Origin of the sequence: Gordonia sp. NPDC057258 (assembly GCF_042668985.1) — a bacterium.
Lineage (GTDB): Bacteria > Actinomycetota > Actinomycetes > Mycobacteriales > Mycobacteriaceae > Gordonia > Gordonia hongkongensis.
Map to the genome: position 1 here is coordinate 102,143 of NZ_JBHUXZ010000010.1, position 21,706 is coordinate 123,848.

16 protein-coding genes are annotated in these 21,706 nt (G+C 66.1%); 7 read left to right on the top strand and 9 right to left on the bottom strand.

What is annotated here, in order from left to right; genetic code table 11:
- Positions 1 to 47 precede the first annotated feature (47 nt).
- A complete protein-coding gene (locus ACFUEJ_RS09985; protein WP_065631195.1) occupies positions 48 to 593 on the bottom strand; it encodes a hypothetical protein in 546 nt (181 codons plus the stop codon).
- 180 nt (positions 594 to 773) lie between these two features.
- Here ACFUEJ_RS09985 and ACFUEJ_RS09990 point away from each other — a divergent pair, with 180 nt between their 5' ends.
- Positions 774 to 1,499, top strand: coding sequence for a GNAT family N-acetyltransferase (locus tag ACFUEJ_RS09990; RefSeq protein ID WP_388028991.1), 726 nt, complete (start codon positions 774 to 776; stop codon positions 1,497 to 1,499).
- Between the two features lie 16 nt (positions 1,500 to 1,515).
- Here ACFUEJ_RS09990 and ACFUEJ_RS09995 read toward each other — a convergent pair whose 3' ends face one another.
- Positions 1,516 to 2,445 carry a hypothetical protein gene (locus tag ACFUEJ_RS09995; RefSeq protein WP_388028994.1) on the bottom strand — a complete coding sequence of 310 codons (930 nt, stop codon included), beginning with the start codon at positions 2,443 to 2,445 and terminating at the stop codon, positions 1,516 to 1,518.
- A 119-nt stretch (positions 2,446 to 2,564) separates the two neighbouring features.
- On the opposite strand from ACFUEJ_RS09995, the gene ACFUEJ_RS10000 reads away from it, so the two are divergent.
- Positions 2,565 to 3,536, top strand: a complete 972-nt coding sequence (locus tag ACFUEJ_RS10000) for a hypothetical protein (RefSeq protein WP_388028997.1) — start codon at positions 2,565 to 2,567, stop codon at positions 3,534 to 3,536.
- A 13-nt stretch (positions 3,537 to 3,549) separates the two neighbouring features.
- Here the strand turns inward: ACFUEJ_RS10000 and ACFUEJ_RS10005 are convergent, their stop codons facing one another.
- Positions 3,550 to 6,789 (bottom strand): SNF2-related protein, encoded by a 3,240-nt coding sequence (locus ACFUEJ_RS10005; protein WP_388028999.1) that lies wholly within the window; start codon positions 6,787 to 6,789, stop codon positions 3,550 to 3,552.
- 261 nt (positions 6,790 to 7,050) lie between these two features.
- Here ACFUEJ_RS10005 and ACFUEJ_RS10010 point away from each other — a divergent pair, with 261 nt between their 5' ends.
- Entirely contained in the window at positions 7,051 to 8,835 is a 1,785-nt protein-coding gene (locus ACFUEJ_RS10010; protein WP_388029002.1) for a DUF3556 domain-containing protein, read from the top strand.
- A gap of 28 nt (positions 8,836 to 8,863) precedes the next feature.
- Here the strand turns inward: ACFUEJ_RS10010 and ACFUEJ_RS10015 are convergent, their stop codons facing one another.
- A complete protein-coding gene (locus ACFUEJ_RS10015) occupies positions 8,864 to 9,820 on the bottom strand; it encodes a DMT family transporter (protein ID WP_388029004.1) in 957 nt (318 codons plus the stop codon).
- A gap of 36 nt (positions 9,821 to 9,856) precedes the next feature.
- Between ACFUEJ_RS10015 and ACFUEJ_RS10020 the strand changes: the two genes are divergently transcribed.
- The 3 genes from ACFUEJ_RS10020 (at position 9,857) to ACFUEJ_RS10030 (ending at position 12,841) form a co-directional block, all read left to right on the top strand.
- Positions 9,857 to 10,453 carry a TetR/AcrR family transcriptional regulator gene (locus ACFUEJ_RS10020; protein WP_388029007.1) on the top strand — a complete coding sequence of 199 codons (597 nt, stop codon included), beginning with the start codon at positions 9,857 to 9,859 and terminating at the stop codon, positions 10,451 to 10,453.
- A gap of 101 nt (positions 10,454 to 10,554) precedes the next feature.
- On the top strand, positions 10,555 to 11,031 hold the full coding sequence (locus ACFUEJ_RS10025) for a hypothetical protein (RefSeq protein ID WP_388029009.1): 477 nt from the start codon (positions 10,555 to 10,557) through the stop codon (positions 11,029 to 11,031).
- 73 nt (positions 11,032 to 11,104) lie between these two features.
- Positions 11,105 to 12,841, top strand: coding sequence for a SulP family inorganic anion transporter (locus ACFUEJ_RS10030; RefSeq protein WP_388029011.1), 1,737 nt, complete (start codon positions 11,105 to 11,107; stop codon positions 12,839 to 12,841).
- A gap of 21 nt (positions 12,842 to 12,862) precedes the next feature.
- Here ACFUEJ_RS10030 and ACFUEJ_RS10035 read toward each other — a convergent pair whose 3' ends face one another.
- The 4 genes from ACFUEJ_RS10035 to ACFUEJ_RS10050 all read right to left on the bottom strand — a co-directional run bounded on the left by ACFUEJ_RS10035 (position 12,863) and on the right by ACFUEJ_RS10050 (position 19,055).
- Positions 12,863 to 14,185 carry a PucR family transcriptional regulator gene (locus ACFUEJ_RS10035; RefSeq protein ID WP_388029013.1) on the bottom strand — a complete coding sequence of 441 codons (1,323 nt, stop codon included), beginning with the start codon at positions 14,183 to 14,185 and terminating at the stop codon, positions 12,863 to 12,865.
- Positions 14,182 to 15,603 (bottom strand): phytoene desaturase family protein, encoded by a 1,422-nt coding sequence (locus ACFUEJ_RS10040; RefSeq protein WP_388029015.1) that lies wholly within the window; start codon positions 15,601 to 15,603, stop codon positions 14,182 to 14,184. The genes ACFUEJ_RS10035 and ACFUEJ_RS10040 overlap by 4 nt, the downstream gene beginning before the upstream one ends.
- Positions 15,600 to 17,462 carry a DUF3556 domain-containing protein gene (locus ACFUEJ_RS10045; protein WP_388029018.1) on the bottom strand — a complete coding sequence of 621 codons (1,863 nt, stop codon included), beginning with the start codon at positions 17,460 to 17,462 and terminating at the stop codon, positions 15,600 to 15,602. Before ACFUEJ_RS10045 ends, ACFUEJ_RS10040 begins: the two co-directional genes overlap by 4 nt.
- 126 nt (positions 17,463 to 17,588) lie before the next feature.
- Entirely contained in the window at positions 17,589 to 19,055 is a 1,467-nt protein-coding gene (locus tag ACFUEJ_RS10050; protein WP_388029021.1) for a class I adenylate-forming enzyme family protein, read from the bottom strand.
- 275 nt (positions 19,056 to 19,330) lie between these two features.
- Between ACFUEJ_RS10050 and ACFUEJ_RS10055 the strand changes: the two genes are divergently transcribed.
- Positions 19,331 to 20,836: a sigma factor-like helix-turn-helix DNA-binding protein gene (locus tag ACFUEJ_RS10055; RefSeq protein WP_388029024.1), complete on the top strand. Its 1,506-nt coding sequence runs from the start codon at positions 19,331 to 19,333 to the stop codon at positions 20,834 to 20,836.
- A gap of 14 nt (positions 20,837 to 20,850) precedes the next feature.
- On the opposite strand, the gene ACFUEJ_RS10060 is transcribed toward ACFUEJ_RS10055, so the two are convergent.
- A complete protein-coding gene (locus tag ACFUEJ_RS10060; protein ID WP_265967278.1) occupies positions 20,851 to 21,534 on the bottom strand; it encodes an AMP-binding protein in 684 nt (227 codons plus the stop codon).
- Positions 21,535 to 21,706: the final 172 nt, after the last annotated feature.

Below are 21,706 nucleotides of genomic sequence, written 5' to 3' on the forward strand. Positions count from 1 at the left end.
CATCCAGTGATCAAACGATCCAACTTCAGACTCTTGGGCTACACCACTTACCGTCTCATCGCCGCGAGGACATCCGAAGCTATCGAAAGGCCCTTCTCGGATTCGATGTTCGGGAAATCCTCGAGAACCTGTCTTCTGAATTCAATCAATTCGCTGTTGGCCTTGCGGCGCGGCGCCCCAGGCGGCAGTTGCGGCGCCATCGGAACGAACAGCGCAAGCAACATGACTACGAAACCGGTCCAGAACAGCGACATTGCGATCGACTCCATTGCAGCGTCGTCGGCTATCACTCCCGCGAGTCCGATACCGCTGCCGGTGAGAGCGAGGATCCCACCCGGAACGAACAGAAGAAGAAACCAACGGGCACGAACACGGGTGGAACTCAGTAGTGCGCCGCGCACGAGCACATCCCTGTACTGGTCGAGCCGAAGACGCAGGTTGCCTTCCGGCAGCTTCTCGCTGATCTCTATCAGCAGCATTATTCTCTCCCAGCTCCCCTTGGTAGCCATGTCGCCGCGCGCTTTCACAGTCACAGCAAGCGCGCCGATCAACGCAGTAGCCAATCCGCCGATCAGCGGTATCCATTCAGTCATATGTCGATACTCGCCCAGGGGTCCGACAAAGCCTCGACCTGACGTCCCCTTATCTGGCACCGAGACCTGGATGCGGGTCACGGTGCTGCGTGGGCCAGGACGCCCTGGGTTCGGCGGACGACCCTGAAGTGCGAAGACACCCGAGCACCGGCCCCCACCGCGCGGGCGTATCGTCACCGTGTGACCGACCGCATCACCGACGAACGAACATCCGAACATGGCGTCGCAGGTCACGCGATGCTCGAAAATCCGGCTCTCGCGGCCCTGACCGGACCGCATGCCCACTTCGCGCAGCGCCACGGTGCGGCCCTGCGGTACCACCCCGACGTATGCCCCATGGCGGCTCTGCCCGACTCCCCCACCGCGAAAGACTGGTCGGACGCCGCCCAACTCGTCGGTCCGGGTGGCTCCCTGTTCCTGCCGGTGGTCACGAATCGAGCTCCCGCCGAATGGGATACGACGATGTATCTGCCCGGCGTGCAGATGATCGACGCCGGACTCGACACTCGAGCAGACGACGAAGCCGTGACACTGGCGCACGAGGACGTGCCCGAGATGACCGAACTGGTCCGACTCACCCGCCCTGGCCCCTTCCAACCGCGGACCATCGAGATGGGCACCTACGTCGGGATCCGACGCAACGGCCGCCTCATCGCAATGGGCGGCGAACGGTTGCGACTTCCGGGATACACCGAGATCAGCGCCGTGTGCACCGACCCCGATTATCGCGGACTCGGACTCGCCTCACGACTCGTACTCGATCTGGCGCACCGCATCCGGACACGCGGCGATATCCCGATCCTGCATGCTGATGCCCGCAACGCCGGCGCAATCCGGCTGTACGAGCAGCTGGGCTTCACGGTCCGCCGGGAAGTGCTGTTCCAGATCGTCACTGCCCCACAGTGATCACGGCGCCAGAAGCCTACAGGTGGTCGCGCTTCAGCGACTTCGCCAGCGGCGCAATCTCATCGAGGTAGATCGAGGCCAGTACATCCGATTCGTCGGCCAGGTGCCGGACCCGATCGGCCTCTGCCCGATCCCATTCGGTGGCGACGACGTGCTCGAAATCGTCTATTTCACCGACACGGTCGAGCCACGCTTGCTTCTCCTGGCGGTGTTGAATCTGCGCGACGATCTGCTCGTACCCGGCGAACGCCTCGAGTCGCCGCACGAGTTCGTCGAGTCGCCCCGAAAGGAGGAGCGATTTGTCGGCGAAGGTCGAGACCACTTCCGGGTCGGCGGCCAGGTGCCCCGACGGCGCCTCGCCGAGCAACGAGAACTGGTCGCGAAGGCCGACGGCCGCGTGTGCGATGGCTTTGACCTCACCGCTCAGGTCGACGCGCACGGAATGGCGATCGAAGAAGTCGAGACGCCACGCGGGTAGTTCACCGATGCGCTCGGCAACCGCCGCGGTCGTCCACGCGATCTGGCCTATCGGGTCAGATGCGAAGCGGTCGAGTGCGCCGGTGTCGGGTCCGACGTCGATCCCCTCGGGCGACCGCCCGCGCCAGATGCCCAGGGCACGGAGCATGAACCCGCCGGCATCGATCTCCCCGCCGTCGGCGGAATCGCCGTCCAGTCGCTCGCGGATTGCCTGACACGACTCCCAGCGTCGAGCCTGTGCGAGTCGAAGCGTGTCGGCGAGGTCGCCGAACGGATCCGCCGGGGATTCCTGAGACGCCCACGCCGGGCCCGCGTCGCCAGACCGCAACCGTGCCGCCGACCTCCGGGCGCGTCGGTCGTCGCGCATGCCCGTGAACATCGCCGAGAACGCGCCGATGGCCATTCCCAACAGGACGACGAGCGCCGCCGCCATGACCACCGCGAAGACGGCAATCACGACGTACATCATCAATCCAGTACACCACGGTTGACGACGTGGTGGCCGATTCCGGTGCAGGACAGCACACGCCTGGAGATGTCGGACCCCGTGCTTACCCTCGAGCCACAACCGACTCCGTGGAGGCCCCTATGTCCATGACCATCGACGACGACTGTGTGGACTTCGCATTCCCCGCGGTCCACGCCGACGCTCGTCTTTCCATCTCGGTGCAGCGGACGCTGCGCGTCCCCGACGACCAGACCACCTACGGTCTACCGCCTGGGCTGGGACGCTTCCGCCTCACGAACGCGGGCAGACTTCGAAGCCGGCGTGCCGAGTGGTCCGAGTCCGACGCGCTGCTCCCCATGTGGCAGGCCGAAGCGGCATGGTTTCGCTTCACCTCCCCGACCGACTACCCGTTCCTCGTCCGCATGTCTGTCGGCGGCATCGATGCGATCACCGGCGAGGATTTCGCCGAGACCGTCGACTTCGACGCCGAAGACTATTTCGAGGTACCCGAACAACCGTGGCTCGATGGCTTCCGCGTCGACGAACGATCCGTCCGTCAGTTCGTCGCGATGCCACTCGGCTCCGGTTACACCGCCTCGGAGCAGCTCGTCGGAGCCGATGACGGCGCGATACGTATCCAGGTCACACCCCTTCGCGCGTCGACATGGAACGAGCGCCTGGCTGTTCGACGCGCGACTCCGGAGCCGCCGTTTGATCTCGGCGCCCTGAACTTCTGTCCCGCACCGACATCCGGCTCCGCGATGGGCCTCGGCTCGGGTGGGTCGATCACCCAGTCCATCGCCAGTCCGCTCGAACCGCGGGAGAACTGGGCGGTCGGCGACACCATCGAGGCGACCCTGCGGATCGTCAACAGCGACGCATGGCACGATCTCACCGGGTCCGCACCGCACCACGCTCCGCCGACGATCACCGAGTACCAGCAATACGGCTATCCGTGGTTCGAGTGGTACGACGACTCGCTCGCCCGCCGCGGCGCGTCGAAGCTGTCGGGAGTGAAGACCATCAAGGAGATCGGTGACGGTCTGGGTCAGACACCGCTTCCGGACAATCCCAGCTTCGACCCACCTGAGCCGCACATCGTCGGACCCTAGGCGGCTTCGCTCGTCAGACCCCCGGCGAGCCGCCGAGCAACTCGCGGATGTCGTCGGCGTCGATGGCCGCACCGAACATGTCGCCGTCATCGACGACGGCGTTGAAGAGGTCGCGTTTACGTTCCTGCAGCGCAACCACTTTCTCTTCGATCGTGTTCGCCGACACCAGACGATAGACCGTGACCGGACGAGTCTGACCGATGCGATGGGCGCGGTCCACGGCCTGGGCCTCGGCCGCCGGATTCCACCACGGATCACACACGAAGCAGTAGTCCGCCTCGGTCAGGTTGAGGCCGAAACCGCCGGCCTTGAGGCTGATGAGGAACACCTTCGACGACCCACTTGTGAAACGTTTGACCGCCGCGGAGCGCCGGCGTGCGGTCATCGATCCGTCGAGATAGCTGTAATCGATTCCGACACCGGCGAGCTCGCTTTCCAAGAGTTTCAGAAACCCGGTGAACTGACTGAAGATCAGGGCGGAATGCCCTTCGGCGATGAGCTCGGGAATCTGCTCGACGAGGAACTCGATCTTGGCCGAGTCGATGTCGGTGTGCTTCTCGTCGACAAGCCCGGCGTGCAGACTCAGTTGCCGGAGCATGGTGAGCGATCGGAAGATCTGGAACCGGTTGCCGTCGAAGTCGTCGAGCAGGCCGAGCACGCTCTGCCGCTCCCGAGTGAGGCGCGTCTGATACAGCTTGTCGTGCTTCGCGTTCAGGCTGATCGACAGTACCTGTTCCTGCTTGGCGGGCAAGTCTGTGGCGACCTGATGCTTCGTGCGCCGCAGCATGATCGGACGGATCCGTCGTCGTAGCAGCGCCAACCGCCCGGGCTCCGTGCCACTTTCGATCGGCTTGCGGAAGTACGACGTGAAGGTCTTCGCCGACGGGAACAGACCCGGCACGGTCAACGCCATCAGCGACCACAGTTCCATCAGGTTGTTCTCCAGCGGCGTGCCGGTGATCGCGATCTTGACCTCGGCATCAAGACGGCGAGCGCACTGATGAGCTTTGCTGGCGTGGTTCTTGACGAACTGTGCCTCGTCGAAGAACACGGCCGCCCAACTGGCCGATGTGAACTCGTCGATCCCGATGCGCATCAGCGCGTACGAGGTGACGACCAGTTGCGCTCCCGCAATACGATCGGCGAACGCGATCTTCGCCCGTCCGCTCGTCTCGGTCACCGTTGCAATCCTCAAACCTGGTACGAACCGTTCTGCTTCGACCGCCCAGTTCGAGATCACGCTCGTCGGTGCGACCACGAGAAAGCGAGCCTGCGGTTCCTCCTCGATGACCTTCGCGATCAGCGCGAGGGACTGGAGGGTCTTGCCAAGACCCATGTCATCGGCCAGCACTCCGCCGATCCTGTTTTCCCACAGGAAGTTCAGCCAGTCGAGGCCGGCCCTCTGATAGTCACGCAAGTCCGCACGCAGCCCGGTCGGCACCGGACAAGGCGCCGGCGGCGTCGCGGCGGCCAGACGACGCAACTGCTCGCGCCACTTCGTGAGATCGTCGTCGACCGTCCCGAGTTCGAGCAGCTCGTCCCACAGAGTGGCGTTGTGCGTATCCCGGCGGACCCGCCCACGGTCGAGTTCTCCGAGGTCACGAGCCTCGGCCACCAGCTCGGCCAGGCGTTGCAGATCCGGGGTGTCGAGCACGAAATAGGCCCCGTCGGGCAACAGCATGTGTGTCGCTCCGTTCGACAACGCCGTCAGCACCTGGTGCAGCGGCACCGCGACGCCGTCGACCTCGATGGTGATCGACAGGCCGAGCCAGTCGTTGTCATTGTCATCGGACCGTTCGGCACCGAAACCGATCTCGGGGACGAGCTCGGCGGCGCGGTAGTCGGGGAGCTCGCCGACGATCTCCACCTCGATACCGTCAGCCCGCAGCTCCGGGGCGACCTCGGTGACGAAACGCGCAGTGTCGACGGGCGAGTAACGGTAGCGGCGGGTCAGGAGCGCAACCGATGCCGATGCGAGAGCCTCGTCGCGACTCATCTCGGCGAGTTCCGGATCGTCTGCGAACTTGCTTCCCGGAAACCCGGCGACCTGGATCTGCCATCGATCACACACCCGAGCCGCAGCTTCGAGGTGACCACGGAGCTGCTTCCACAGGCGACGTTCGGCCACGTCGTCACCGAACCCCGAGCTCTGCCCGGACGGGAAGAATCGTCTGCTCCCGTTCACGCGGTAGACGACACCCCACTCGAGGTGCGCGCCGCCGTCGTCGGCGACCCGAAGCGTGACTGCCGCGTCGGGACCGGTGATCTCCGGTCGGGTCACTGCGCCATCGGCCACGGTCACAGACATCCGACCGGCGAGGTCGGGGAGGACCTCGTCGGCGAACTCCGCGATGTCGGTGTCGGGAATTCTGACCGTCCCGGCGTCGAGCAGTGCCCGGAGGGCTTTCGACGACCCGTCGTCGACGAGCGGCGCCAGGAACATCGTGCCGCCTCGTACCAGGCTCGCTCCGTGAGGCACCGATCCGAACAGCATCAGAGCGTCGTCCTCAGACGGCCCGACGGTCGGGAAGTCGACACCGCCCGACACCACGAGACCCTCGTCGTCGCGATCGACGGTCAACGCGGCCGTCGCCGGTGGAAGCAACTCGACCTTCTTCGCGCCCGTCGACTTGTGCGCCACCAGTCCGACACCATCGTCGACCGCCGCCCGTAGAGCGGTCCAGATCTCGGCGGACGCCTGGTCCAGCCGGTGAACCTGGGAGGTTCCGTACAGGTGCTTGTCCCCGGCGCAGAGGTGGATGGCACGGACTCGCGCCAGGTGAACGGGGTCGAAGTACTCAGCTGGATGGTCGGTGGTGGATCTGTAGTACTCGGTCACATATCCCGGCTCGATGGAACTCCACGTGATCCCCGTGCGTACCCAATTGCCCTTCTTGCCGTGGGTCACCAGGCGCAATGTCACCGTCTTCAGGCTCATCCACTCGGGATCGTCGATCTCGACGAGCAGACCGATGGGAGCCGATCCCGGCTCTTTCGGGGTGGCACCGGCGACGAGGTCGCCCAGTAATGTCCGCCACGGCGCCGACACATGCCCAATGTGTCGAGGCAACGAACCGAGGAGTCCTGCACGCATCACCCCCAGCGCCAGAGCAACGGTGTGCTTGCAGTTGGCACCGACCGGACAGTCGCATTCAGCGACGCCGACCACATATCCGCGGGCGCCCTCACTGAAAGCGATCTCGAGTGCATACAGTTCGCCACTCGAACCGACGCAGGTCCCGGTCGCCGACATGGATAGCGGGTCCCAGTCTTCGAGAGCTACGCGCCCCTGCTGTGCGTATGCGGCACCTCGGCCTATCGTCGCGACGTCGAAATGCAAGAGCAGGCCCGACTCTGCGGGCGATAACTGATCGAACGCTGCCACACGACGAGGCTAGGCCATGCTGCCGGCAGCGGGACGCCACGTCTCCAGCGCACCGGAGGCCATGCGCGTTTCTCCACAGGCTCGCCGAATCGGTACCAAGCAAGCACTTGGTTTGCTACTTTCCGGTCGATGGGATTCCTGAAGCAGACCACGCCGGATATCGACTTCCCGACATGGAGTCAGGGCACGCGTGCGGAGAAGATCAAGCCGATGGCCCGGCACTGGGCCGAGGTCGGGTTCGGGACACCGGTGGCGCTGCACCTGTTCTACGTCGGCAAGATCCTCCTCTACGCCCTTGTCGGCTGGGTCGTCGTGATCAGTACACCCGGGATCGACGGCTTCTTCGACGTCACCGACTGGTACAACGAGCCGATCGTCTTCCAGAAGGTCGTGCTCTACACGATGCTGTTCGAGGTCGTCGGTCTGGGATGCGGGTTCGGTCCGCTGAACAACCGGTTCTTCCCGCCACTGGGTTCGATCCTCTACTGGCTACGCCCGGAGACGATCCGGCAGCCACCATGGCCACGGATCCCGTTGACTGCCGGCGATTCCCGTAACCCGGTCGACGTCATCCTCTATGGCGCCCTGCTCATCTTGCTGGTCATCGCGCTGTTCAGTCCGGGTAGCGGCGCGATCCCGGAGCTGGACACGACCGTCGGCGTCCTCCCCAGCTGGCAGATCTGGGCCGTCCTGGGTGTGCTCGCGGCGATCGGTCTGCGTGACAAAACCGTCTTTCTCGCGGCGCGCGGTGAGGTGTACGGCGCGTTCACCGTGGCGTTCCTCTTCAGCGGTGTCGACATGATCGTCGCCGCGAAGCTGGTCTTCCTCTGCATCTGGCTCGGGGCGGCGACGTCGAAGCTGAACAAGCACTTCCCGTTCGTCATCGCGACGATGATGTCCAACAACCCGATCTGGCGTTCCCCGAAGATCAAACGGAAGTTCTTCGAGAACTTTCCCGACGACCTGCGGCCAGGCCGTCGATCACGATGGATCGCGCACTTCTCCACTGCGGTCGAAGGACTCGTGCCGCTCGTCCTGTTCTTCTCCCACGGCGGGTGGGTGACCGCGGTGGCGGCGACGATCATGCTGATCTTCCATTTCGGCATCCTGTCGTCGATCCCGATGGGCGTCCCGCTGGAGTGGAACGTCTTCATGATGTTCGGCATCCTGGCGATCTTCGTCGGTCACCCCGACATCGGACTCGCCGACCTCCAATCACCCTGGCCGATAGTGCTCTTCGCAGTGTCCGCCGGCACGGTGATCATCGGGAACCTGATGCCGCGCAAGGTCTCGTTCCTGCCCGGCATGCGCTACTACGCCGGCAATTGGGACACCGGCCTGTGGTGCATCAAACCGTCCGCGTCGGCGAAGATCGAACAGGGCATCGTCGCCATCGCGTCCATGCCGGCCGCACAACTCGAACGGTTCTACGGCAGCCCCGAAGCGGCCCAGATCCCGCTCTACATGGGATACGCGTTCCGCTCGTTCAACAGTCACGGTCGGGCGCTGTTCACGTTGGCGCACCGAGCGATGGCCGGCGCCGGGAGCGGAGCGAGCGGGCCGGAAGAGAACGGCGTTGCGGAGTCGGAGTATGTACTGACCGACGGCGAACGAATCTGCAGCACGGCGATGGGCTGGAACTTCGGCGACGGCCATCTCTCCAACGAGCAGCTCATCGAATCCTTGCAGCGGCGTTGTCATTTCGAGCCCGGGGAGGTCCGGATCGTACTGCTCGACGCGCAACCGATCCACCGACAGACGCAGGAGTACCGCCTCGTCGACCCGGCCGTCGGCGAGTTCGAACGCGGATACGTACGCGTTGCCGACCTGGTCACGCGACAGCCGTGGGACGACCAGGTTCCCGTCACGGTGACCTGGCGCGCCGACGACGGCCTGGCAGATCCCACCGGGTGAGTCGGGGCGATTGGGTCCGCCAGGCGAATCACAATGCCCCCACAGTTTCGGCAGCCCGGCGCCGGTCACGCACCTCGGTCGACGACTCCGCCCGATTCACGACCCAGGTGGCGCCGCCCGCCATGGCAAGCCCGAGAGCCGTTGCCCACCCGAAGGGTTCGTCGTACATCGCGGTGCCCCACACCGCGGTGACGGGTGGCATCAGGAACATCAGCGTGTTCACCGAGGTGACGCCGGACCGTCGTAGGAGTATCCAGTACAACCCGTAACCGCCGAGCGTCGACAGGATCGACAGCCAGGCGATCGCGAGCCAGAAGGTGCGGTCGGTCGGCGGCACCGCCACCCCCGCGAGAAGGCCTGCCGCGGTGAAGATCACCGCGGAGACGCCGCAGTGGATCGCCAGGATGACCACGGGTGACGGCGGGTCGGCGACGCGTCGTTCGAGGAAGGTGGCGGCAACCAGCGCGGCCATACCGAGCAGCGGCACGAGGTACGCCCACCACGGCGCGTCCGCCGACGACGTCGCGTCCGACCAGGTCACCAGTACAACCCCGGCCGCCCCGACGAGCAGACCCCACCACTGTCGTCGGTGGGTGACCGCCCCGAGCAACGGACCTGCCAGTGCGGCGACGACGAGCGGTTGGACACCGTCGATGAGTGCGGTCGTCCCGGTACTGACGCCGAGAGCGATCGCCCAGTACACCGTGACCGTGTAGCCGGCTTGCGAGAGCGCACCGATGACGACCTGGGAACCGATCGCTCGCCCGGACATCGGCGCGAGGCCACGCCGACGCCACCGGAAGTACAGCGCGGCCCCGAGTACGACCGCGACCACCAGGAATCGCCACATGAGGACCGTGAGCACCGGCGCCTCACCCGCGCCCAGCTTCGCGCCGATGAAACCCGACGACCAACAGACGACGAACACTGCCGACATGACAACTGTCACCCATCGCGCTGGTATACCGATCTGTGAAGTTTGCATGCCGCCGACCTTACCGATCGGTGTAGTCTTTGTCATGTGACTGACGAGACCACACTCTCGACCGTGGAGTGGACGCCCAAGGCCCGACTCATCCTCGACGCGGCCTCGGCACTGTTCTACGAACACGGCATCCACGCCGTTGGCGTCGACTCGATCGCCGCTGCCGCAGGCGTCACCAAACGAACGCTGTATGACCGCTTCGGTTCCAAAGAGCAACTGGTCGTCGAGTATCTACGTGCCCGCAACGCCGCCTGGCAGGAGTTCCTCCGGTCCCGCCTGGACGCCGCCGACGCGTCGCCGAGCGCACAACTCGCCGCGATCTTCGACGCCACGCGGGACTGGTCGGCGGACCGCGGTCACAAAGGGTGCGCGATGATCAACGCGCACGCCGAGATCAGCGATCCCGGGCATCCCGCGTTCTCGATCATCGTCGGCCAGAAGCACCAGCTACGGGACCTCTTCGCCTCGATCGCGACGAAGGCCGGCGCGCCCGACCCGCGCACATTGGCACAGCGACTGTTCACCCTCCATGAGGGCGCGCTGGTGACCGCCGGGATGGGGGTCGAGCCGGGAGCCCTCGACGCGGCTCGCGACTTCGCACTCGAGGTCTTCGACGGCCAGCAGTCGAATTGACGAACTCTTAGCGCCCGGATGCGTTCCGCAGCAACATGATGCGGAGTACATCTGATCCGGTGACCTTGTTCGACATACTGCCCTCTTTGAAAGGCGTCACCGTGACCAGATCGTTCGACACCGCGACGTGGGGAACACGGTTACGCACTGTCGGACCGGACGTGGTCGCCGGCGACCTGTCCCTCCGCGCAGAATCACTGCACCGCAAGATCGCGTTCTACCTCGACGCCGACGGCGAGCCCGTCTGCCAATCCCTGTGCCCGACCGGGGTGTGGTTCCCGACGCTGGTCACCCGGGTCACGTCTGCAGTCGTCGCCCACGGCCGCGTCGTCGTCTACGTCGACGCCGCCCTCCCACTCCACTCCGCGTTGCTCGATGTCGCTTTCCCGGGGACTCATCTGGCGGGTGCGACCATGCTCGACATCACCGTCGTCGACCTGTCCCGGCATCGTCGCACCCTGTACGCCGAGGCCCCCGCGCATCTCACGGTCACCGGCACCATCGCCCTGGCCCTGTCGCCCGTGATCCCGACGCGGACAACGGACCCGCGACACGCCCCCCGGGCGGTCACCGCCTGACACGATCGCACACGGCACGACAACTACTGGGCAAAGAGAGGCCGAAACCGCCGCCAGAGCTCATAATCGCCTGATGCAACCGGAAACGGTCTCACGATTCCTGCCCGGATTGGGAGTGCTCCGCAGCTACGAGCGGTCGTGGCTGAAGGGTGACATCGTCGCCGGGATCGTGCTGACGGCGTTGCTCATTCCCGCCGGCATGGGGTACGCCGAAGTCGCCGGGTTGCCGCCGGTCACCGGTCTCTACGCGACGGTCATACCGCTGCTCGTCTACGCCGTCGTCGGACCGTCCCGCATCTTGGTCCTCGGGCCCGACTCGTCGCTCGCCCCGATCATCGCGGCGTCGATCATTCCGCTCGCCGCGTTCGACGCCGAGCGCATCGCCTTGGCCGGCGTGCTCGCCATCGAGGTCGGTCTGGTCCTCCTGATCGGCGGCCTCCTCCGGCTCGGCTTCGTCACCGACCTGCTGTCCAAACCGATCCGCATCGGCTACCTCAACGGCATCGCACTTGTCGTCGTGCTCAGCCAGCTGCCTAAGCTGCTGGGCTTCAGCGTCGACGGTGACTCGGTCATCCAGGAGGCGATCGACATCGTCAAGGGTGTCGCGTCCGGGGAGGCCGAACTGCTGCCGACGGTCATCGGGGTGTCGTGCCTGGTCCTGATCTTCGCACTTAAGTTCTGGCGCAAAGCCATTCCGGGAGTCCTGGTCGCCGTGGTGGCCTCGATCATCGCAGTCGCGGTCTTCGGCTGGTCCGATGACATGCCGGTCGTCGGAGCGATGCCCCGCGGATTCCCGTCGCCGTCCCTGGAAGGCGTGACCCTCGACGACGTCATCAGCCTGATCGGCCCGGCCGTCGGTATCGCGCTGATCGCGTTCGCGGACACCAGCGTGCTGTCGCGAACATTCGCCGCGCGTGCGGGTGACCAGGTCAACGGCAGCCAGGAGATGGCGGCCATCGGCACCGCGAACATCGCCACCGGCTTCCTGAGCGGCTTCGCGATCTCGGCGTCGTCCTCCCGCACCCCGGTGGCCGAACAGGCCGGCGCCAAATCCCAACTCGCCGCGGTGGTCGGGGCGCTTCTGATCGTCGTGTTCATCTTCGTCGCACCGGGAGTCACCGCCTACCTTCCGTCAGCAGCGCTGGCCGCCGTCGTGATCGCCGCGGCCATCTCGCTGATCGACATCTCCGGCGTGGTGGCGCTGTTCCGCGCAAACTGGGTCGAGGGTGCGCTGTCGATCGCCGCGTTCCTCGGTGTCGCGCTGATCGGTGTCCTGCAAGGCATCCTGGTTGCGATCGGCCTGTCGTTCATCGCCTTCGTGAATCTCGCGTGGCGACCGTACCGGACAGAGTTGGGGCGGGTTCCGGGACTGCGCGGCTACCACGATGTGACCCGCCATCCCGAGGCCGAACGCATCGACGGTGTGCTCATCATCCGATTCGACGCCCCGTTGTTCTTCGCCAACGGCGGCATGTTCGACGACTACGTCCGCGGCATGGTCCGCGACGCAAGGGCGGCCGGGCGGCAACTGCACACCGTGATCCTCGCTGCCGAGCCCATCGTCGACATCGACGCCACCGCTGTCGACGAACTCGTCGAACTCGACGACTACCTCCGCACCCACGACATCGAACTCGTCTTCGCGGAGATGAAAGATCCGGTGCGGGACAAACTCCGGCGGTACGACTTACGCGTCGACGGCAGGCCTCGCTTCGACGACTCGCGTTTCGCGCCCACGACGGGAGCGAAGATCGACGAGATCACCGGGCAACCCCGCCGAGACGTCCAGAAGTCGAACGACGGGATCTGACACCGCGACATCGGACGCCCCTCAGTGCGCGAAGATCACCGGCCCGAGGAATTCACACACCGTCAGCGCCAGAGCGAGATCCAGGCGGTCGCGGTCCGCCGGGACCTCGGCGAGCGCCTTGCCGACGCGATACTTCACCGTGTTGCGGTGGAGGTTGAGCCGTTCAGCGGTGTGGAGGTGGCTTTCCTTGGTGGCGAAATACACCGACAGCGTCTCCCGCAGCATGTTCGCGTTCGGGGAGTCCTCGGCGAGTCCGCCGAGGACCTCGTGGACCCACGCCCGCGTCGACTCGAGGTCCTGCGCCAGCAGGGACACCACGGCCACACCTCGGTCGCCGAATCCGATCACCCGACTCGCCGCACCACCCGGCATGGTCGCCACCGAGTAAGCGGCGAGTGCCTGCTCGTGGGTTCTCCGGAAACCCCGTGCCCCGGATGCGGGAAGGCCCACCGCGACTCGGATTCCCGCCGGCACGGTCGAGCGCACCGCGGTCACCGACGAACCGTCGGTGACGTCCCGTCCGACCAGTGGAATCCAGGCCCAGACCGTCGACCGGTCGATCGCGGTGACGATCGGCGGGGAGCCTCCGCCCACCCGGGTACCGAGTTCGCGGGCCGCGTGGGTGAGCGCGACCAGTTCGCGGGGTTCGTCGTCGAATGACCACAGGATGAGCGCGAGGTGCCTGCGGTCGAGCGCGTAACCGGTCTCGGACTCGAAGGCCCGCTCATCGGATTCGGCGCCGTCGAGGAACGAGTGGATGGCCGCTGATTGCACGTTGCCCTCGACGCCGAGCCACCGTCGGCGTTCGTCTTCGTACGCCTCGAACACGTACAGGGAGATCCAGTCGATGTATCCGGACAACACATCGGAGATGTGCCGGGTCAACGCCATCGACTGTCCGGCGTCGAGGTCGAGATCCTCGACCAGTCGGTAACATTCACGCATCACGCTGTTCTGCCCGAGATGGTAGGCCCGCACGAGCGAGTTCGACGGCACGTCCCGTTGCGCCAGACGCAGCGCGTATTCCACTGCGGCGGTGGTCGGTTGCAGGTGTTCGATCGGAATGTCGTTCGCCAGGACGTGGATGATCGTCGAGACGTTGCCGTGCACGCTCGCCTCGAGCAACTCCACGAGCTTGGGATCGGTGTCGAGCTGATCGATCTCCCGGGCCATCATGGCACTCAACTCGGAGACGATGTCAGACACGTTCTCCTGCAAGTTCTTCGCGATCACGGCGGCCTGCTCGAGCAGCTCGGACCCGGCCGCCGCGGGGACTCCGGCCAGCCGGTCACGCGCGGCGTCCCCCGCTGTCCACAGCGCACGCGACGATCGCCAGGCGGTCATCGTCGCGACCGTGCGTATCGCAACGCCGACTCGGCGGCGTGGTATCCGCACAACCCGTGGATACCGGCACCGGGTGGACTGGCCTGAGAGCAGATGTACACGCCCGGTACGCCGATCGCGTACGGATCGAGCGCGGCACGGGGTCGCAGGACCATCTGCAGGCCGTCGTTCGCTCCGCCGATGATGTCCCCACCCGCGAAGTTGGCGTTCGACGAGTGGAGTTGTTCGGTACTCGTGCCGGTCGTTGCCACGATCCGGTCGCGGAATCCCGGTGCGAATCTCTCGATCTGCGCGACGATCTGCTCGGTGGCATCGCCGTCGAAACCTCGAGGGACATGCGCGTACGCGTAGATCGGATTGATGCTGCCCGCACTGCGACCGGGATCGGCGATGTACTGCTGACCGAGCAGGACGAACGGCCGTGGGACCATCACACCGGCCGCTCGCTGTCGCTCGGTGTGGGCGATCTCCGCGAAACTCCCGCCGAGGTGTACTGTCCCGGCCCGCAGGCAGTCCGGATTCGACCACGGGATGTCCCCGTCGATCGCGAAGTCGACCTTGTACGCCGACGACCCGATCCGATAACGCAAATACGCGCGGCGAATTCGAGCCGGCATCTCGTCACCGAAGATCGAGAGCACCTGCGCCGGGGACAGGTCCAGGAGTGTGATGTCCGCCCGCGGCAGGTCGGCACGCGAACTCACCCGGACTCCGGTCTCGATCTTGCCGCCCGAATCCCGCAGAGCGCCGACGATCGCCGCGGTGATCGCTCCCGAACCGCCCTCGGCCACCGGCCATCCGTAGCGGTGCCCGCTCGCGGCGATCATGAGCCCGAGTGACGCGGTGAGCGGACGGTCCAACCGGGAGAACAGGTGTGCCGCGATCCCACCGTACAGCGCACGGGCACGCTCGGTACGGAACCAACGCGCGAGCACGGTGGCCGGCAAGATGGCTCGCGGGCCGAACGATGCGAGGCGAATCGGGTGACCGGGCACGTGCACGACCGGGCGGAGCAGGTCGTCGCCGAGATCGTCGAAATGCTCGGCCAAGTCACCGAACAGCGACTGCCAGCGCGATCCGTCGACGCCCAGTCCCGCCGCGGTGGCACCGATCGACCGGAACAGCAGTCCGGCGTCGCCGGAATCGAGAGGGTGCGCGCAGTCGGCGTCGGGCCACTTCCACACCAGCCCGTACCGCTCGAGACCGACCTCCGCCCAGAACGGCGATCCCACGCCCAGCGGGTGGAAGGCCGAACAGTGGTCGTGGATGACGCCCGGGACCGTCAGTTCGCCCGACCGGGCCCCGCCACCGACGACCTCGGCCGCCTCCAGGACCTGCACGTCGACACCGTTGCGCGCCAGGTGCAGAGCGGCGGCGAGCCCGTTGGGCCCGCCGCCGACCACGACAGCTGTGGTCACTGCGGCGCCTGATCGGTCAGCCGGACCGGTGTCGCGCTGCGATCCTCGGAACGCATCTTCGGTTCGTGCACCACCTCAGGATCGGTGACGGCGCGGCGAGCGTCAACGTCGAGAGTCCAGTCGACCTGGAACGGGATGGGCCCGTTGGGCAGCCACGGCTGCTCGTTCACCGCGTCGACCACCCGGTAGGTTCCGGTCTCGATGACGCCCAGCGCCGCATCGATCACCTTGAACCGCTGTGTGCCCCGGTGAATCGGCTGGGACTCGATCCAGGCCACCGTGAACTCGCCCGGCGCGAAGCCGCACCGCTTCTGCAGCGCCGCGATGAGCCGTTCGTCGTGGAGATGTCCGTCACCGAAGTTGAAGGCCACCAGCGAGTTACACGAGAACTCCGCCTCCCTCAGCGCGTAGGTGTCGATGTCGGCCCCCAGATGACGGGTCATCAGCGAGTACAGCGCGCGCCCCTGGCTGTGCATCGAACGCCAGGCCAGCAGCTGGTGCATCACGACATCGGCGACCTCGGCCGGGTAGGAAGCGAGGAGCTGGGTGCGGGTGTTCTTCGCGGGCCGCACGATGTGCTGGTCGAGCTTCTCCTCGGCGCCCGGCGCGAAAGCCCACGTGGCCGACGCCCAGTTCCCCGCATACTGGCGCATCGACGGGAGGAACGAGACCAGGTCCGGACGGAGGTTGCCGAGCACGGGGAAGAAGCAGAGCGCGGCGGCGATCAGCACCATCGCCCATGGCGCCGACGTGTCGGACAGCGCGTAGCCGTCCCAAGCCGGGAACCCGAGGAACAGGAACACCGAGGCGTATGCGAAGAGCAGGTTCCACTCGAGCGGCACGGCCAGTGGGAACGTCGACAGGATGAAGAGGTGGAAGGACACCATCAGGACAACCGCGGCCACGGTGAGCCACTTGCTCGTGGAGAACAGCAACACCAGTGGGGTCACGACCTCGACGATGGTGCCCAGGACGTGCCCGACGCCGCCGGCCAGCTTCGACGGCCGCATGTCCTCGGGGAAGTCGCGATAGTGCGCCCGCTTGATCTTCTTGCTCGGCAACCACGGGGTGTTCGACAGCATCGGCGGGATCACCATCGAGAAGTGATGCCCCAGCTTGGAGATGCCGGCACCCACCCACACCGACACGATGAGCAACTTGAGCGCCAGGATCATGTCGACGAACGGGAGGACGCCGAAGAAGATCATCGCCGGGAGATACTGCTCAGAGCGAGCCGCGATGAAGATGACCTTGTCCCGCAGGCCGATCACGACGAACAGCGTGATGAGGGGGTACATCAGGACGGGGTTCACCAGTCCCTGGTTGTCGGCCACCACCGAGTCCAGCGAGTTCGACGCGATACCCGGGAGTGCGATCGCGACAGCAAGATTCGCAAGGATGAGCGCGTAGACCGCGATGTCGAACGCGGTGCGGGAGTCCCCCTTTGTGAAGGGCACCTTGCCGGGCCACGGTGGGAGCCGGATCGTCTGTGGCCGCAGCCAATACAGGAAGCCGCCGGTCATCGGTTTGAAATGTCCGGCCAGCGGCCCCCACGACCCTCCGATGCCCAGGACCTCCACCAGCACGGTCCACAAGACCAGCTTCTGATAGACGATCGGCTGGTTCCACCACTCGGTCACGTGCAGTGGGTTGAGTCCGGACGTCAGCGTCGCGAGGACGATCCCGACACCGCCGTAGAAGACGAAGACTTTCATCAGATAGATCAGATGGACCATCTTCGGCGTGCCGAAGCCGTGATCGGCCCAGTGTGCTCCCAGCACGCGGATCCGATCGAAGAACGGCCGCTGGAGAAATGTCTCCGGATCCACCTGGGGAAAGTCTGGTTGTGTGAGTCCCATTGGTGCGCACTCCTTGTCGTGTGGTTGGGTCGGTTGTGGTGTGTGGGGCCGGCGTCGCCGGTCTCGGCGCGCGGGCCCCGGCTCGGCGTCCGCCGCGGGACGTCGAGATAGTGTCGATCAGGGGGATCAGATGGGCTGCGGACTGCGGAGACCGGACCGCAGCGCCGGTTTGTCGATCTTCCCGACCGGATTGCGTGGCAGTCGGTCCACGACGTGGATCGTGCTCGGCTGCTTGATTTTTGCCAATCGCCCGACGAGGTGGTCGGCCAGCTTCTCCGCGTCGACACCACGGTGTGGATAGGCGACGACGAAGGCGACGGGCAACTCGCCGTAGAGTTCGTCGGGTGCGCCCACGACCGCGCACTCGAGCACGTCGGGATGCGTCGCGAGCGCGTTCTCGATCTCCTTGGGATAGATGTTCTCCCCGCCGCGGATGATCAGGTCCTTGATGCGGTCCACCAGGGTGAGGTAGCCGTCCTCGTCGAGGCGGCCCACATCGCCGGTGTGCAGCCGGCCGCCGACGATGGTCGACGCGGTCGCCTCCGGTCGATTCAGGTAGCCGCGCATGACATTCGGACCACTGATGACGACTTCACCGATCTCACCCGTGGGTACCTCCGTGCCCTGTTCGTCGACGATGGCGATCCGCTGACCCGGCAGCGAGGGGCCCACCGTCCCCAGTTTGCGTACTCCGACGACCGGATTGCAGGCCGACGCACAGGTGCCCTCGGTCAGGCCGTAACCCTCGACGACAGGTATCCCGAAGGCGCCTTCGACCCGGTCGAGCAGTTCTCTCGAGATCGGGGCGGCCCCGCAGACCGCGAACCGGAGAGACCCGGTGGCCTCGGCCGTCAGACCGTCCTGCGACACGAGGAGCGCGTAGATGGTCGGTACGGCGGAGAAGTACGTCGGGGTGAGTCGTGCGACGTCGTCGAAGAACCGTGACGGCGAGAATTTCCCGGTGATGCTGAGCTGTCCGCCCGCGAGCATCGGCGCCAGGAAGCTCACGCAGATGGCGTTCACGTGGAACAGCGGCAGCACCAGGAGGGCATGGTCGGCCGCGGTAAGACCGAAATGCGTGACCATGGTCGACGCCATGTAGTGCAGATTGTCGTGCGACAGTCGGACACCCTTGGGTCTGCCCGTGGAACCGGAGGTGTAGATCAGCAATGCGTCGTCGCCGGCGGCCGGCGACAGTGAGCCCCGCCAGTCCGCGCTCGGCGCCGTCGCCAGTTCCTCCACGTCGAACCGGGCACGGTCGGACCTCAGTTCTGCTGCGCGGGTCCCGATGACGACCCGTGCTCCCGAATCCGCCAGCTGGTACTCGGCTTCCTCCGGGGTGAATGCCGGGTTGACCGGAGTGGCGACCGCGCCGATCCGCCATGCCGCCATCAACGTGACCAGCAGTTCGATCCGGTTGGGCAGAAAGGTCGCCACGACGTCCCCGGGTCGAACGCCAGCACGGCCCAGTTGTTCGGCGACACCCTCGACGCGACGCGCAAATCCGGCGTAGTCGAGGGCGACCACGTCATCGCGAACACACGGGGCGTCGGCGCGATGGGTCAGGTCCCATGCGAAGTACGTGCTGGTCACCGGGCTTGCCTCCGAGATCGTCGTGGTTGATGTGATCCAGAACACTATGAAAGCGGGAGCCGAACCGAAACGGTCGCGGAGGCCAGACTTCCTCGCGACCTTTGTGCTCGGGGGACAATCCGACACCGGACGTCGTCGTCGGTCCGGTCGAGCTCTGCGTGCGCGGGGTCCCGGTAGCGTGTGAGGTGCTCTGCGCAGGCCCTCGCGAGCGTTCGGCGAACCCTGGGCGGGCCACCGTTGCACGACGTCACCCGACCGCCGAGGAAGCACCATCCATGACCGCGCACGCCAACGGACCCTTACCGTCGAGACGGTCGCCGGACGACGGACGCGCGCTCGACGCGGTCGCCGCCTTCGACGCCGGCCTGTCCGACCAGGAGCGGCGGGTGCTGACCGAGCGCGTCTACGCTGCCAGCCCTCGCACCCAGTCGGAGGTCGCCGACCTTCTCGGGTTGTCCCGCGAGCGAGTCACCCAGATCGATCGCTCCACACGACACCGCCTGCGCTCGTTGATCGAGGCGGACCCGGCCCTCGCCGACCTGTCGGCGATGATCAACCGCCGGGCCGCTCCGGTCGCGGACGCCGCTGCGCTCATGGCCGACTCGACGCTCGCCGGGACTCCGGTGGGCGGCGTCGAGGCCCCGTGCTGGCGGGTGGTGGCCGCGGCGTCGGGTCTGCGCACGAGCGAGAACTGGATCATCCGGGGCAGCCTGCGCTCGGTCGCCGAGTTCACGAAGTCGGCGGTCGAGGCGGCGGCGCGCCCCGGCGAGGTGGCTTCGGTCATCACCATCGCGGATCACCTGGGCCTGTCCGGCGATTCGGCCGCACGGTGGCTACTGCGGGCGGGATACGAACTACTCGACGGCCACGCGATCGCCGCCCGGTCGACGACGGGCGAGATCGTCGTCGCAGCGCTCTCGATCCGCGGCGCGCCGTTGACCTTCGGGGACATCATCGACGCGACTTCGGCGATCCCGCGTGCCCACAACAGTATTCGAAACGCGCTCGCCTCGGACGTGCGTATCGTCAGAACCGACCGCACCCGCTACGGCCTTGCCAAATGGGGCCTTCCACGATACGAGCCGGTCCATCTGCAGATCGATGCGATTCTCTCCGACCACGACGGGGCCGTGCCCCTCGACGACGTCATCGCGACGATCCGCGGTCGTCACGACGTCAGCGAGGCCACAATCCGTTCGTATGCCGGTGCCGGCGAATTCCAGATCCGCGACGGCATCGTCACCCGACGCGAACGACCACATCGGCCGCGGCGGACGCCGGGACGGACGCGCGGACTGTACCGCGAAGACGACGTCGTGCATTGGGCGACGACGATCACTCCCGCGCAGTGTCGCGGAACGGGTTTCAACATACCCAGCGCACTCGCCGGACTTCTCGGCATCGGCCCCGGTTCACCGGTCACACTCGAGACCGCGCTGGGCACACAGGCTTTCACGTGGGCATCGGTTCAGGCACGATCCGGCTCGATCAAGCGGTTCATCGATGAGCTCGAACTGGAACCGGGTACGCCCGTGTTCCTCGACTTCGGGCCGCACACCTTCACCGTTCGACGGGCCGACCAGGCAACCGCGTCGTCCGCCGCGGACATCCTGACCCGGATCGGGCGGCAGCCGGCCCGGCTCACCAGAACCCGACTCCTCCAGGTGCTCGCCGAATCACTGTGGTTGCCACCGCAATCCGGAATCAACGACGTCGTCGAGCTCCTCGGCAGGCGTCGCGAGACCGACCTCGCGGACCGGGTCGCGGCCACACTGCGCTGAGCGTCGGGCATCGGTCAGCGAGTGCTTGGGGCACCCCAGTGGGGCTCGCCGTACGGGGCGTCGACCGCGACGCATGCGCCGGCCGACGCGCAGGCGAGGATCCGGACCATGGTGTCGCGAGTACCGAGATCGCCTTCGAAAGACACATACTCGCCACGACGCAGCCCGACGTCCGCCACCATCCGCTCCGCTTCGGCGATGAGTTGGCCGGTGGCGGCTTGTGGTCCGTGTCCGAGGTCGACGAGGCCGCCCTCGTTCCGGAGCATGTCCGCCGTCCGGAGTGCAGCGAGGACGAACTCGTCGCCGACGCGGTACATCTGACGACAGTGGCTCCGGGGCACGGTGGCTTCGACCAGATCCTCGACCTCGGTGCATTGATCGACATGAGCGAGCACGAAACCGATCTCGCACGAATGTGCCGGTTCGTTCGCTGGGCCGAGGACGATCGGAACCGTGACGGCGTCGACCTCCAGCAAGGAATACCAGGCGAGCACGAACTCCCAGCCGGTGCGGATCACGAGACCCACCCGACTGCCCGCGCGGACCCCGCAGGAGACCAGTTGCTCGGCCATCCATTCCACGGACTCGTAGAACCGTTCGAAGTCGATGACGGCGTCACCGGTGCGCACCGCGGGCAGCGAGCCATGGGTGTCGTGGGCGCCGCTCAGCAGCGAACATGAAGCCGACGTCTGACTCACACATCCCCGTATGCGTAGCGAGTTCGTCTGCCGTGCAGCCGAACTCGTAGAACTCGCGGGCGACTCCACCGTCTCGCACCGGCATGAGACCCTCACCTTGCAGAGGTTAGGCTACCTTTACCAAGCGGGTCGGTGTCAACCCCCTACATAGTTTTTCACTGATATCGAGTTT